The following is a 14,556-nucleotide window of genomic DNA, read 5'->3' as shown; positions in this document are numbered from 1 at the left end:
CCAGCGTAACTGAATAGGTGGTGCCTTACTCAACGTTGCGTCCGATGTTTGATAACGTCACAGAGTGAACGATTATCGGTGAGGTGGACGACAGGCACCGTATTGTGCGTCATTCTGGGTGTTATGAGCACTTGTCCGCTTACGCAGGGCTGTCATAACCAGGTGAATGAGCCACTGAGGTGATTATAGCAATTAACATGCCACATTGAAAATAAATTTATAAGCCATTAATAAATAAAACCTTATACATTGGAAGTATTCATCGGGCAGGTGATTTTGACCATCGGGTCCGGTTAAGTGTCGCCATACAACAACACCCACAGATAAATTTAATTTTTACCATTAAAATCAATAAATTAAACGTCTCCATTTAACGACAACTCACATCTAATTTGTTGTGAAATGGCAACACTCCCCTGCTAATCCCTTTAAGACAGGCGAAAAAAAACCGGCCACACGTTCAGGCCGGTTTATTACCATCGCGTCAACGCAGAGGATTAGCCCAGTTGTTTACGCGCATTGCGGAAGATACGCATCCACGGGCTGTCTTCGCCCCATTCTGCCGGGTGCCATGAGTTGCTGACCGTGCGGAACACACGCTCCGGGTGCGGCATCATGATGGTCACGCGACCGCTTTCATTGGTCACCGCCGTGATTCCGTTCGGGGAACCGTTCGGGTTCGCCGGGTACTGCTGGGTCACTTTGCCAAAGTTATCCACAAAGCGTAGCGCCACAAGACCTTTGTTTTCCAGCTGGGCCAGATGAGCATCATTACGCACTTCCACGAAGCCTTCACCATGCGATACGGCGATTGGCATACGGGAACCGACCATGCCGTCCAGCAGCAGAGACGGGCTGGCAGCCACTTCAACCAGGCTGAAGCGGGCTTCAAAACGCTCGGACTGATTGCGCACAAAGCGTGGCCACTCTTCACTGCCCGGAATCAGTTCACGCAGATTAGACATCATCTGACAGCCGTTACAGACGCCCAGAGCCAGTGTCTGTGGACGGTGGAAGAAGGTTTCGAATTCGTCACGTACGCGGGCGTTAAACAGAATCGACTTCGCCCAGCCTTCACCCGCACCCAGGACGTCACCGTAAGAGAAGCCGCCGCAGGCAACCAGCGCCTGCACGTCATCCAGACCACGACGGCCAGCCAGCAGGTCGCTCATATGCACGTCTACCGCATCAAACCCGGCACGATGGAAGGCCGCAGCCATTTCAACATGAGAGTTAACGCCCTGCTCACGCAGCACAGCCACTTTAGGACGTGCACCGGTCGCAATATAAGGCGCAGCAATATCTTCCTGTGGCTTAAAGGTCAGTGCAACGTTGAGGCCCGGATCGCGATCGTCTTTCTTCGCGTCATGTTCCTGATCGGCACAGATTGGATTATCGCGCAGACGCTGCATCTGCCACGTGGTTTCAGCCCACCAGGTACGCAGCGTGGTACGGCTTTCGCTGTACACGGCAGAGCCGCCGGAAGTGATCACAAAACGATCCCCTTCCACGGCCTGGCCCAGCACATGCACACAGTCAGCTAACCCATGAGAGGCAAAGACCTGCTCAACCGCCGCCCGATCGGCCGCTGCGATCTGAATCACCGCACCCAGCTCTTCGTTAAACAGGGCAGCCAGGCTATCGCTGCCCAGTGCCGCGATGTCGACGTCTACACCGCAGTGACCCGTGAAGGCCATTTCAGCCAGCGTGACCAGCAGGCCGCCGTCAGAACGGTCGTGGTAGGCAAGCAGTTTGCCGTCGGCCACCAGCGCCTGGATGGCATTATAGAAGCCAGCCAGTTGCTGCACATCACGCACATCGGCAGGCTTATCACCCAGCTGACGGTAAACCTGTGACAGCGCCGTTGCGCCGAGGGCGTTGGCCCCTTTGCCCAGATCGATCAGCAGCAGCGCGTTATCACCGGTCTGCAACTGCGGTGTGACGGTTTTACGCACGTCTTCCACTCGGGCAAATGCGGTGATCACCAGGGACAGCGGAGAAGTCATCTCACGCTGCTCATTCCCCTGTTGCCAGCGGGTTTTCATCGACATAGAGTCTTTGCCGACCGGGATAGTGATACCCAGCGCCGGACACAGCTCTTCACCCACCGCTTTCACCGCTTCATACAGGCCGGCATCTTCACCCGGGTGACCGGCAGCGGCCATCCAGTTGGCTGACAGCTTGATGCGCGTCAGCGGGCCAATGTCGGTTGCCGCAATGTTGGTGAGTGCTTCGCCGACGGCCAGACGACCGGAGGCCGCAAAATCCAGCAGCGCGACAGGAGCACGTTCGCCCAGCGACATCGCTTCACCGTAGTAGCTGTCGAGGCTGGCGGTAGTCACCGCACAGTTCGCTACCGGGATCTGCCACGGGCCGACCATCTGGTCACGGGCAACCATACCGGTTACCGAACGGTCACCGATGGTGATCAGGAAGGTTTTTTCCGCCACGGTTGGCAGGTGCAGTACGCGATTCACGGCATCTGCAACAGTCATTCCCTCACGCACCAGCGCGTCACCTTTCACTTTCAGTGTGGTCACGTCACGGGTCATTTTCGGGGTTTTACCCAACAGCACGTCCAGCGGCATATCAATTGGCGTGTTGTCGAAATGGCTGTCAGCCAGCGACAGGTGCATCTCTTCGGTCGCTTCACCGATCACGGCGTACGGTGCGCGCTCACGTTTACACAGCGCATCAAACAGCGCCAGGCTATCCGGCGATACAGCCAGAACATAACGTTCCTGAGATTCGTTACACCACACTTCCAGCGGGCTCATGCCTGGCTCATCGTTAAGGATGTCACGCAGGTTGAAACGACCGCCACGTTCGCCGTCGCTCACCAGCTCCGGCATGGCGTTAGACAGACCGCCCGCGCCCACGTCATGGATAAACAGAATCGGGTTCTCTTCACCCAACTGCCAGCAGCGGTCAATCACTTCCTGGCAACGACGTTCCATTTCCGGGTTGTCGCGCTGTACGGAAGCGAAATCGAGATCCGCGTCAGACTGGCCTGAGGCCATTGAAGACGCCGCTCCGCCACCCAGGCCGATGTTCATTGCCGGGCCACCCAGCACGATCAGCTTGGCACCAATGGTGATTTCACCTTTCTGCACGTGGTCGGCACGAATGTTACCGATACCGCCTGCCAACATGATCGGTTTGTGGTAACCGCGCAGCTCTTCGCCGTTATGGCTGTTAACGCGTTCTTCGTAGGTACGGAAGTAACCCGTCAGCGCCGGACGACCAAATTCGTTGTTAAATGCCGCGCCACCCAGAGGGCCTTCGGTCATGATGTCCAGTGCCGTCACAATACGGTCCGGCTTACCGAAATCTTCTTCCCACGGCTGTTCAAAGCCCGGGATACGCAGGTTAGAAACAGAGAAGCCGACCAGACCCGCTTTCGGTTTAGCGCCACGCCCGGTTGCGCCTTCATCACGAATTTCGCCACCGGAACCGGTCGCCGCACCCGGCCACGGAGAAATCGCCGTTGGGTGGTTATGGGTTTCAACCTTCATCAGGATATGTGCATCTTCCTGATGGAAATCATAGCGGCCCTGTGGATCGGCGTAGAAGCGCCCTACCTGAGAACCTTCCATAACGGCCGCATTGTCTTTATACGCTGACAGCACATGGTCCGGGGTTTTCTCGAAGGTATTTTTGATCATCTTGAACAGCGATTTCGGCTGCGTTTTGCCATCAATCACCCAGTCGGCGTTGAAGATTTTATGACGGCAGTGCTCAGAGTTAGCCTGAGCAAACATATACAGCTCGATATCGTTCGGGTTGCGCCCGAGTTTTTCAAACGCCGCCTGCAGGTAGTCGATTTCGTCATCGGCCAGTGCCAGGCCCAGTTTGATATTGGCCTGAACCAGCGCGTTGCGGCCTTCACCCAGCAGGTCGACGCTTTGCAGCGGTGCAGGCTGATGATGAGCAAACAGCGCATCGGCCTGGCTCAGATCGGCAAAGACGGTTTCCATCATGCGGTCATGCAGCAGTGCAGCCAGCTCTGACCACTGCGCTTCGCTCAACTGCGGTGCCTTCACATAGAAGGCCAAGCCGCGCTCAAGACGCAGTACCTGAGGGAGATCGCAGTTGTGGGCGATGTCTGTCGCTTTCGAAGACCACGGCGAGATAGTGCCGGGACGCGGAGTGACCAGCAGCAGGCGGCCTTCCGGGGTATGTTCAGCCAGAGAGGGACCGTATTTCAGCAGACGCTGCAAACGGGATTTTTCATCCTCGCTCAGCGGCGCGCTGACATCGGCAAAATGGACGTACTCAGCGTAAATATCACTCACCGGCAGGTGAGCATCCTGAAAGCGGGTCAGCAGTTTGTTAATACGAAATGCCGACAGAGCGGGCGAACCACGCAGAATTTCCATCATTAAAGATCTCTCGTCTCGAAGCGCCGGGCGACGCTTCATTGGGCGCAACAGGGGAAAACGGGCGGTATTATAGAGAATCCCCACCGGTTACGAAACCGTTTGCGCAGAATTAATCGCGATAAGGAATTGACTGAAAAACGCACAAAACAGGTGGATTTCAGTTGCGGAGCTGCGCGGAGTTGAGCAGAATGCCCCACGCTCAGGACCAATTATAGACAATAAATACTGCCATAGAAGACAGATACCTGAGAACCATCGAGAGATAACTATTTGAAACGCCTTAAATTTAATTATCTGCTGGTCGGGCTGATCACCGTGCTTCTTGCGCTGGCACTGTGGCCCTCGATACCGTGGTACGGCGGTTCGACCGACCGTATCGCACAGATAAAATCGCGGGGAGTGCTGCGTATCAGCACCATAAATTCTCCGCTGACTTACTACACAGTCAATCAATCCCCAGCGGGTATGGACTATGAGCTGGCGAAGCGCTTCGCCGATTATTTAGGGGTTAAGCTGGAAATCACCGTGCGTCCGAACCTGGGCGATCTGTTTGATGACCTCGAAGATGATAAAGCCGACATGCTGGCGGCAGGGTTAATTTACAATAATGAACGACTGGCGCGTTTTCGTGCGGGTCCGTCTTACTATTCTGTTTCACAACAGCTGGTGTACCGTATCGGCGCACCACGGCCGAAAAATTTGGGCGATCTGAAGGGGCGCCTGACGGCGGCGTCAGGATCGGCTTATCTGTCGACCCTGCGTGAAATGAAAGCGCATCAGTACCCCGATCTTGACTGGGCGATCTCGACCGATCAAACGCCTCAGGGCCTGCTGGAAGCCGTGGCCGATGGCAAACTCGACTATACCGTGGGCGATTCCGTCACTATCGCGCTGATGCAGCGCATCCATCCACAGCTGGCAGTGGCTTTTGATATCACGGATGAAGAGCCGGTCACCTGGTATGTCCAGCGTGAACAGGATGACAGCATGAATGCCGCGCTACTCGACTTCTTTAATCAGATGGGCGAAGAAGGCGCAATGGCCCGTCTGGATGAGAAGTACCTGGGGCACGTCGGCACGTTCGATTATGTCGATACTCGCACCTTTCTGCGTGCCATTGACGGAACGCTGCCAGACTTCCAGCCACTTTTCGAGAAGTACGCGCAGGTTATTGACTGGCGTTTACTGGCAGCCATCTCTTACCAGGAGTCCCACTGGAACCCACAGGCCACATCCCCGACTGGCGTGCGTGGCCTGATGATGCTGACGCGCAATACTGCGGATAGCCTGAATGTCAGTGACAGGACCGATCCGGAACAGAGCATTCGTGGCGGCAGTGAGTATCTGGTGCGTATGATGGAAAAGGTACCGCCAACGATCCCTGAAGACGAACGCATCTGGTTTGCTCTGGCGGCGTATAACATGGGTTACGCCCATATGCTGGACGCGCGTAAACTGACGGATAAACAGAAGGGTAATCCGGATAGCTGGGCCGACGTGAAGATTCGCCTGCCGATGCTCAGCCAGAAACGCTATTACAGCCAGACCAGTTACGGCTATGCCCGCGGCCATGAAGCCTATGCCTATGTGGAAAATATCCGCAAATACCAGATAAGCCTTGTCGGCTATTTGCAGGATCAGGAAAGAAAGCTGGCACAACAGGCGGCAACGGAAGCCGAACTGGGTAACGGCTATCCAACGGTTGAAGCGAAAATCGCATTGAACTGATGACTCAGCTCAGACAGGCGGACCGAAAAAAGAAGGTCCGTCCCTACGGGCGCTGGGCCTTCTTTTCGGCACGCCGCTGGCGGAAAAATTCACTCAGCAGCGCAGCACACTCTTCAGCAAGGACCCCCTGCTCAATCTGCACCTGATGATTCATCCCCGGGTGTCGCAGCACATCAAGCAGCGAACCGGCTGCCCCGGTTTTTGCATCTCGCGCGCCAAAGACCAGACGTCCAATACGACCGTGTACCATCGCCCCCGCGCACATCACGCAGGGTTCCAGCGTGACGTACAGTGTGGTATCCAGCAGGCGGTAATTTTCAATGACTTTGCCGCCCTGACGTATTGCCATCATTTCGGCATGCGCCGTTGGGTCATGGTGACCAATCGGGCGGTTCCAGCCTTCACCAATCACCCTTCCTTCATGCACCAGAACGGCACCCACCGGCACTTCGCCCTCGTCCCAGGCGCGCTGAGCCAGTTGAAGCGCGTGGCGCATCCAGAATTCATCGTTAATGTCGGTCACCTGAGTCTCCAGCAAAAAAAAGCGCGGCATTATAGCGTTAAATGTCGCGGAGAGACTATCCTGCCAGACGCTTATTCCAACTGTTGTAACTCACCTACAGGTGTCACTCGGAAACGATGCTGGCAGAAAAACAGCAGTGGGTTATCCTGCTTGCTGTCGCTGTAACCGCTGTAAAGTTGTAACGGCGTGCCAATTTGCTCTTCCAGCTGCGCGACCTTTTCATGGCCGAGGCAGCGCATCGAGAGTACCCGGCCACCATAAGCGCGTGACATCTGGCTGGCGATCAATTTGACGCGCGGCAAAAATGCGGAGTCAAAATAGACCTGTTCGACCAGCGGCTGCGGTGAACCGGTTATCAGCCAGACATCGGCATCTTCACTGCTGAGATAATCTGTCAGCCGCTGCTGCACTACGGGAAATGCGGTCACTCGCTGGCGGAACCAATGGGCAAACTGCTGCTCTCGTTCTGCCAGACGCGCTTCACTGCGGCCAAACGTAATCGACCATAGCAGCAGGCTCATCGGCCAGCGCGCCGCACGACCTTTAATCAGCAACCCAAGCCCTGTCACCGGCAGCAGTGGCACCACCAGCAATAAATTGAGCGGCTGACGCCACAATAGCCAGCGCATAAAAGTGCCAAACATATCCTGCTGGTGCAGGGTGCCATCAAGGTCAAAAAATACCACGCGTCGTTCCCGACTGGTTGTCAAACCTTACTCCTCAGGGTCATTGAAGCCCATAAACCAGGCAAACAGGAAACCACAGATAACTGCGGTCAACCAGCCTGCCAGATACATCATGACCTTACCGGCCACAATCGTCAGTGCCAGTGGCAGCCCGGAAAGGCCAAACGTAATCAACGTGGCGACCTTAGCATAGCTAATGACCGCTCCGCCAACGGCGCCGCCGAGGCAGGCGGCAATAAACGGGCGCCCCAGCGGCAGGGTGACACCAAAAATCAACGGTTCGCCAATCCCAAGAATACCTACCGGCAGTGCACCTTTGACCAGTTTTTTCAGCCTTGCGTTACGTGTTTTGAGTAGTACCGCCAGCGATGCGCCAATCTGCCCTACCCCGGCCATGGCCAGGATCGGCAGCAGCGCATTCGCACCGTGCGCCTGAACCAGTTCAACGTGGATCGGCACCAGTCCCTGATGCAAACCGGTCAGCACCAGTGGCAGAAAGGTTCCGGCCAACAAGGCACCGACCAGCACACCACCGCGGTCGATCGCCAGTATCGCCCCATGGGCAATCGTATCAGAGATCATCCCACCGACAGGCTGTAACAGTACAATAGCCAGTGACGCAGTAATAAGTGTAGTCAGAAGTGGGTTGAGGATCAGCTCCAGCGATTCGGGCAGACGCTGGCGCAGACGTTTTTCAATCCAGCACATCAGTACCACCACCAGCAGAACCGCTATTACCCCACCGCGCCCCGGTTGTAGCGGCTCACCAAATAACGTGATCTGCGCCAGTGCGGGGCTGGAGAGAATGCCCGCCATCACGCCACCCAGCGCGGTGGAACCGCCAAAAACTTTGGCGGTATTCACCCCAACCAGAATATTCATTATCGTGAAAACGGCACTGCCGAAGATCGCGGCCAGACCGATCAGATTAGGGTACTGCGTAGCAATATTCCCCACGATATCCGGACGTTTGATGATATTGATCAGCCCGGTGATCAAACCGGAGGCAATAAATGCCGGGATCAGCGGGATAAACACATTCGCCAACTGACGTAATGCATCACTCAGCGGCGCACGATATTTCGCTTTCGCCTGTGCCTTGTTCTGCTGCACAGTGTCGCCCGCCGCGATAACGCCTGCGGGTGAGATGAGGTTGCGCATCGCGTCCGTCACTTTTGCTGCCGCTCCGGGACCTGCGATAAACTGGTGCTGACTTCCCTGCTTCACGTACCCTTTTATCCCCTCCAGCTGACGCAGGTTATCCAGCGCCAGTTTGCTCTCATCAATGACTTCAACGCGTACCCGCGTCATACAGTTTTCCAGTCGGGCAATATTGGCAGCTCCGCCAATGCCCTGTAACAGCGCCTGTGCCAGCCGGGTGGATTTGTCCATGAGGGATCCTTTTTCCGTTATTCGTTAGAAAGTGCCGCGCGTAAAAATCCTTTATGCTGTGTCAGCCGCTGCTTTGCCTGCTCGGCCGGGAGATCCGCCAGGATCATTAAAATGGCCGTCTTAACTTCGTAGTGCACCTGCAGCAAGGCTGTTTCGGCCTGTTCTGCATCGCAGCCCGTCGCCTCACACACCATACGCCGCGCACGATCGACCAGTTTGATATTGGTCGCCTGCATATCCACCATCAGGTTCTGGTACACCTTACCGATTTTCACCATGGCGCCAGTAGAGAGCATATTCAATACCAGCTTCTGTGCGGTACCGGACTTGAGACGGGTCGACCCGGTCAGCGCCTCAGGCCCGACAACCGGTGAAATAGCAATCTCTGCTTCGTGTGCGATCGGTGAGTACGGGTTACAGGAGATCGCCGCAGTGCGGCAGCCAAACTGCCGGGCATACCGCAACGCGCCAATGACGTAAGGCGTTCTGCCAGATGCGGCAATACCCACCACCATGTCGTTCACCGTCAGATTCAGCGCCTGTAAATCGCTGATGCCCAACTGCTCGTTATCTTCCGCTCCTTCCACCGCCTTGAGTAACGCACCAGGGCCACCGGCAATCAGCCCCACAATAACGCCATGCGCCACCCCAAAGGTAGGAGGACATTCGGATGCGTCCAGCACGCCGAGACGGCCGCTGGTGCCCGCCCCCATATAAATCAGGCGGCCGCCCGCGGTGAGCGCAGCAGCGGCCGCATCCACCGCCATTGCAACCTGCGGTAATGTCAGGGCAACGGCCGCAGCAACGGTCGCATCCTGCTGATTAAATTTAGACACCATCTCAAGCGTTGACAGATTGTCGAGGTCGAATGTGTCCGGGTTACGCGTTTCTGATACCAGTGAACCGAGATTCATTATTTCTCCTTTTGAATTTTTAATTCGCACTTAAGTTATAATAAATGAATATTTTATTCTACGCGACGACACATTTTCCCGTTCTTAATCATGGAAACCATTAAATGTCGCGTTAGACTTAGCCTGCTGAATGTTATCATTACAGATAATTCAATATGATGGGCCTGATTTCGCAAGAGGAAAAATGATGAGTTCATTGCTGCGTATCCGTCAGCTTTATCCTAGCCTGGCGCTGAACGAACGTCGGTTAGCTGACTACCTGCTGTCGCAGCCTGACCGGGCACGCCACCTGAGTTCACAAAAGCTGGCGGATGAATCAGGCGTCAGTCAGTCAAGCGTGGTAAAATTTGCGCAAAAACTCGGCTATAAAGGGTTCCCTGCACTGAAGCTGGCGCTGAGTGAATCGCTGGCCGAGAAAGATGCGATTACCGTGCATAACCATATTCTCAGCGATGATGCGCTGAAGGTGGTTGGCGAAAAACTGTTCACCGAGAAAAGCTCTGCCATTCGCGCTACGCTGGATATTAACAGTGAAGAGATGCTGCTGGAGACATTGCGTCTGCTGAAGCAGGCAAGGCGTATTGTGCTGGTCGGGATTGGTGCTTCAGGTCTGGTAGCGAAAGATTTTTCCTGGAAGCTAATGAAGATTGGCATCAGTGCCGTGGCCGAGCAGGATATGCATGCACTGCTGTCCAGCGTGCAGGCACTAGATGTGGGTGATGTGCTACTGGCTATCTCCTATACCGGTGAACGCCGCGAAATCAACCTCGCAGCACAGGAAGCACAGCGCATTGGTGCCACCGTGCTGGCCTTTACAGGCTTTACACCGAATACACTGCAACAGTCGGCCAGCCACTGTCTGTATACCGTTGCAGAAGAGCAGACAACACGCAGCGCCGCCATCTCGTCAACCACTGCGCAGTTGGCGCTGACAGACCTGCTGTTTATGGCGCTGATTCAGCGCGATCCAGAACGTGCTTCCAGTCATATTCGCCACAGTGAAGCGCTGGTGAAAAAGCTGGTTTGAGCCTGGAGTGCGCGTATAATACCCGCGCACTTTATCCTGTTAATGACTTGAGAGAATTATGGCACTGCTGATCACCAAAAAATGTATCAATTGCGATATGTGTGAACCGGAGTGCCCTAACGAAGCGATCTCAATGGGGGATGAATTCTACGAGATCGATACCGATCGCTGTACGGAGTGCATCGGCCATTACGACTCCCCCACCTGCCAGCAGGTGTGCCCGATTGATCATACGATTATCGTTGATCCGCTGCATATCGAGAGTCATGACCGACTGTGGGAAAAGTTCGTGGTGCTGCATCCTGCGGGCTAGCTCTCAATAATTACCGTCGCACAGGCATAGTGTCGTTCATCAGCCAGCGTAACGTGCACGTGCGCCACCCCCAGCTTCTTCGCCACTTCTTCAGCATGCTGGAAAAAACGCAGTCCGGGTTTACCCAGCTCGTCGTTATAGACTTCAAACTGATTAAACGCCAGGCCACCACGGATCCCGGTGCCAAAGGCTTTGGCTGCCGCTTCTTTTACCGCGAAACGCTTGGCGAGAAAACGCACCGGCTGCTGGTGTGCCTGGTACTGTGCCCACTCATTATCACTCAGCACACGCTTTGCCAGGCGGTCGCCGGACCGGGAGATCACCCCTTCAATGCGGGCGATCTCGACAATATCTGTACCCAGACCCAGGATTGCCATTAACGACGTGCTTCACGCATCAGCAGTTTCATCTCTTTCACTGCCTCAGCCAGACCGCTAAATACAGCACGCCCAATAATGGCATGCCCGATGTTCAGCTCGTGCATTTCTGGCAGAACGGCGATCGGTTGCACGTTGTGGTACGTCAGGCCGTGTCCGGCATTGACCTTCAGGCCTTTCCCGGCGGCATAGGTGGCAGCTTCAGCAATCCGCGCCAGCTCAGCATCGCGTGCCGTGCCTTCTTCGGCTTCAGCGTAAGCACCGGTGTGGATCTCGATATAAGGTGCACCGGCAGCAACAGCGGCATCAATCTGGCGATGGTCAGCATCGATAAACAGTGACACCAGGATGCCGGCATCATTCAGCCGTTTTACCGCCGCCGTCACTTTGTCCTGCTGTCCGGCCACATCCAGCCCACCTTCGGTCGTCACTTCTTCGCGCTTCTCAGGGACCAGACAACAGAAGTGCGGCAGGATGTCACAGGCAATGTCCACCATTTCATCCGTAACGGCCATTTCCAGGTTCATGCGTGTCTGGATGGTCTGACGCAGGATGCGCACATCGCGATCGGTGATATGACGGCGGTCTTCACGCAGATGCACGGTAATACCGTCTGCTCCTGCCTGCTCAGAGACAAATGCCGCCTGTACCGGATCCGGATAATGCGTACCACGTGCATTACGTACGGTAGCAACATGATCGATATTAACGCCCAACAACAGCTCTGCCATGATAGTCCTCTGAAGATCGCGAAAGGTTTTAGGGAGTGTACAACGTTCACGGCACGCAGGGATATTACCCGTGGCTATTCATCACCAGGAAGGGCTGCATCTGGTCGTTTTCTCGGCAAAAACTGGCGAAACAGTTCCGTGCTCTTTAGCGGTTTGCCCCCCAGATAAGGTTTAAGGGCAATGCGGGTAAAACGTTTGGCTGCGCGCAGGGTGTCTGCATCCGGGAATTCGCGCAGATACAGTGCGCGTAAATGGCGACCGGTAAAACTGCGATGCCCGACCACAAGACTGGCAATAAACCCCTTCTCTTCACGATAACTGTACGTCATGCCATCGGCGACTTCTTCGCCGCTGCCTGCGCAGTGAAGAAAATCGACGCCATAACCAAGATGACCCAGCATAGCCAGTTCAAAACGCCTGAGTGCAGGTTCGGGTGACCCGGCGTCAGCCGCCAGCGCCTGAATACAGTGCAGGTAGTCGAAGAAAAGCTCGCTAAAGGGGGTTTCATCTTCCAGCACGCGCGAAAGAAGTTCATTGACGTAGAGGCCGCAGTAGAGCGTTGTACCGCTGAGAGGAAGCGCCAGCGACACAGGTTCAGCGCCGCGCAGGGTTTTCACCTCGCCACGGCCGCCCCAGCGTACCAGCAGCGGCGTGAAGGGTTGCAACGCGCCCTTCAGACTTGAGCGCTTGGAACGGGCGCCTTTAGCCAGCACCCGTACCCTGCCATGCTGTTCAGAGAACAGGTCAAGCAGCAGGCTGGTTTCGCTCCAGGGACGTCCATGCAGGACAAATGCGCGTTGCCAGCCATCCATCAGTATCAGAGGTCGTCGGTATAGCCCAGGCTGCGTAAGGCGCGTTCATCATCCGCCCAGCCGGACTTCACTTTCACCCACAGTTCAAGGTGGACTTTCGCCTCAAACATCTCTTCCATATCACGGCGAGCTTCCGTACCGATGACTTTAATTTTGGCGCCTTTGTTACCGATCACCATTTTCTTCTGGCCTTCACGTTCGACCAGAATCAGACCATTGATCGTCAGACCACCACGCTCGTTCGTCAGGAACTGTTCGATCTCAACCGTGACGGAGTACGGCAGTTCGGCACCGAGGAAGCGCATCAGTTTTTCACGGATAATTTCAGACGCCATAAAGCGCTGGGAACGATCGGTGATGTAGTCTTCCGGGAAATGGTGTTCCGCTTCCGGCAGGCGCTTACGGACGATGCTGGCGATAGTATCAACATTGGTGCCTTTTTCGGCTGAGATCGGCACCACATCCATAAAGTTCATCTGCTGACCCAGGAATTGCAGGTGTGGCAGTAGAATACTTTTGTCTGTGAGGTTGTCGACCTTGTTGATCGCTAACAGCACCGGTACTTTGCCGTCTTTCAGCTTATTCAGTACCATCTCATCGTCGGCGGTCCACTTGGTCCCTTCAACAACGAAGATCACAATTTCAACATCACCGATCGAGCTGCTGGCAGCACGGTTCATCAGGCGGTTGATCGCCCGTTTTTCTTCCATATGCAGGCCCGGGGTATCGACATAGATCGCCTGATAATCCCCTTCGGTATGGATGCCCATAATGCGGTGACGCGTGGTTTGTGGCTTACGCGAGGTGATGGAAATCTTCTGTCCCAGTAACTGGTTCAGTAAGGTAGATTTACCAACGTTCGGACGGCCTACAATAGCAATAAAGCCGCAATGGGTAGTTTGTTCGCTCATTCAATTCCCAGCTTAATCAGCGCCTGTTCGGCTGCTGCCTGTTCAGCTTTGCGACGGCTGGATCCGGTTCCCACAACCGGTTCTGCCATGCCGCTTACCTGACAGTGAATAGTAAATTCCTGATCGTGCGCTTCGCCCCGAACCTGTACCACCAGATAGGATGGTAACGGCAGATGACGACCCTGCAAGAACTCCTGCAGACGCGTTTTTGGATCCTTTTGTTTATCGCCCGGGCTGATCTCATCAAGACGGCTGGCGTACCAGCTCAGGATGAGTTGTTCCACCGACTGAATGTCGCTGTCGAGGAATACCCCGCCAATCAGCGCTTCTACGGTGTCAGCCAGAATCGATTCACGGCGGTAGCCGCCGCTTTTCAGTTCACCCGGCCCAAGGCGCAGACACTCGCCAAGGTCAAATTCCCGTGCCATCTCTGCCAGCGTGTTGCCGCGAACCAGCGTGGCACGCATACGGCTCATGTCACCTTCATCCACGCGCGGGAAGCGCTGATAAAGGGCATTAGCAATCACGTAGCTCAGAATAGAGTCGCCCAGGAATTCCAGTCTTTCGTTGTGTTTACTGCTGGCACTACGGTGAGTCAGCGCCTGCTGTAACAATTCCTGATGGGTAAAAGTGTAGCCCAGCTTTCGTTGAAGCTTGTTAATTACGATGGGGTTCATGCGTTACCAATTTCTTAATGCGTCAATTATCCTGCACACGGAACAGGGCTGAGCCTGAACACCAACACGATCTGTTTCGTGTG

At 55.1% G+C, this 14,556-nt stretch carries 13 protein-coding genes; 3 read left to right on the top strand and 10 right to left on the bottom strand.

Going from position 1 to position 14,556, the window contains the following annotated elements; genetic code table 11:
- Positions 1-497: 497 nt before the first annotated feature.
- Positions 498-4,382, bottom strand: coding sequence for a phosphoribosylformylglycinamidine synthase (purL, locus tag HHI26_RS09315; RefSeq protein ID WP_171148970.1), 3,885 nt, complete (start codon positions 4,380-4,382; stop codon positions 498-500).
- Positions 4,383-4,652: 270 nt separating this feature from the next.
- Between purL and mltF the strand changes: the two genes are divergently transcribed.
- Positions 4,653-6,110: a membrane-bound lytic murein transglycosylase MltF gene (gene mltF, locus HHI26_RS09310; RefSeq protein ID WP_133845844.1), complete on the top strand. Its 1,458-nt coding sequence runs from the start codon at positions 4,653-4,655 to the stop codon at positions 6,108-6,110.
- A gap of 43 nt (positions 6,111-6,153) precedes the next feature.
- Here the strand turns inward: mltF and tadA are convergent, their stop codons facing one another.
- From tadA to murQ, 4 genes are all read right to left on the bottom strand, one after another.
- Complete coding sequence (tadA, locus tag HHI26_RS09305; RefSeq protein WP_133845843.1) at positions 6,154-6,633, bottom strand: tRNA adenosine(34) deaminase TadA; 480 nt, start codon at positions 6,631-6,633, stop codon at positions 6,154-6,156.
- A 71-nt stretch (positions 6,634-6,704) separates the two neighbouring features.
- Positions 6,705-7,343, bottom strand: coding sequence for a phosphatidylglycerophosphatase C (yfhb, locus tag HHI26_RS09300; RefSeq protein ID WP_133845842.1), 639 nt, complete (start codon positions 7,341-7,343; stop codon positions 6,705-6,707).
- A 3-nt stretch (positions 7,344-7,346) separates the two neighbouring features.
- A complete protein-coding gene (locus HHI26_RS09295; protein ID WP_171148969.1) occupies positions 7,347-8,711 on the bottom strand; it encodes a PTS transporter subunit EIIC in 1,365 nt (454 codons plus the stop codon).
- A gap of 17 nt (positions 8,712-8,728) precedes the next feature.
- Positions 8,729-9,625, bottom strand: a complete 897-nt coding sequence (murQ, locus tag HHI26_RS09290) for an N-acetylmuramic acid 6-phosphate etherase (protein WP_171148968.1) — start codon at positions 9,623-9,625, stop codon at positions 8,729-8,731.
- 187 nt (positions 9,626-9,812) lie between these two features.
- On the opposite strand from murQ, the gene HHI26_RS09285 reads away from it, so the two are divergent.
- Both HHI26_RS09285 and HHI26_RS09280 read left to right on the top strand, forming a co-directional pair.
- Positions 9,813-10,652: a MurR/RpiR family transcriptional regulator gene (locus HHI26_RS09285; protein WP_133845964.1), complete on the top strand. Its 840-nt coding sequence runs from the start codon at positions 9,813-9,815 to the stop codon at positions 10,650-10,652.
- 58 nt (positions 10,653-10,710) lie between these two features.
- Positions 10,711-10,965 carry a YfhL family 4Fe-4S dicluster ferredoxin gene (locus HHI26_RS09280; RefSeq protein WP_133845839.1) on the top strand — a complete coding sequence of 85 codons (255 nt, stop codon included), beginning with the start codon at positions 10,711-10,713 and terminating at the stop codon, positions 10,963-10,965.
- Here HHI26_RS09280 and acpS read toward each other — a convergent pair.
- The 5 genes from acpS to rnc all read right to left on the bottom strand — a co-directional run bounded on the left by acpS (position 10,962) and on the right by rnc (position 14,473).
- Complete coding sequence (acpS, locus tag HHI26_RS09275) at positions 10,962-11,342, bottom strand: holo-ACP synthase (protein ID WP_159338031.1); 381 nt, start codon at positions 11,340-11,342, stop codon at positions 10,962-10,964. The two genes, HHI26_RS09280 and acpS, sit on opposite strands and share 4 nt — an antisense overlap.
- Entirely contained in the window at positions 11,342-12,073 is a 732-nt protein-coding gene (pdxJ, locus tag HHI26_RS09270) for a pyridoxine 5'-phosphate synthase (protein WP_133845837.1), read from the bottom strand. Before pdxJ ends, acpS begins: the two co-directional genes overlap by 1 nt.
- Positions 12,074-12,147: 74 nt before the next feature.
- Positions 12,148-12,885: a DNA repair protein RecO gene (gene recO, locus HHI26_RS09265; RefSeq protein ID WP_133845836.1), complete on the bottom strand. Its 738-nt coding sequence runs from the start codon at positions 12,883-12,885 to the stop codon at positions 12,148-12,150.
- A gap of 5 nt (positions 12,886-12,890) precedes the next feature.
- Positions 12,891-13,796 carry a GTPase Era gene (gene era, locus HHI26_RS09260; RefSeq protein WP_133845835.1) on the bottom strand — a complete coding sequence of 302 codons (906 nt, stop codon included), beginning with the start codon at positions 13,794-13,796 and terminating at the stop codon, positions 12,891-12,893.
- Positions 13,793-14,473 carry a ribonuclease III gene (gene rnc / locus HHI26_RS09255; RefSeq protein WP_133845834.1) on the bottom strand — a complete coding sequence of 227 codons (681 nt, stop codon included), beginning with the start codon at positions 14,471-14,473 and terminating at the stop codon, positions 13,793-13,795. The genes era and rnc overlap by 4 nt, the downstream gene beginning before the upstream one ends.
- Between the last annotated feature and the right edge of the window lie 83 nt (positions 14,474-14,556).

This window comes from Erwinia sp. JH02, assembly GCF_013074405.1.
In the GTDB taxonomy this organism is placed as follows: domain Bacteria; phylum Pseudomonadota; class Gammaproteobacteria; order Enterobacterales; family Enterobacteriaceae; genus Erwinia; species Erwinia rhapontici.
The sequence above is the reverse complement of the archived record's forward strand: the minus strand, read 5'-3'. Positions and strand labels throughout refer to the sequence as shown.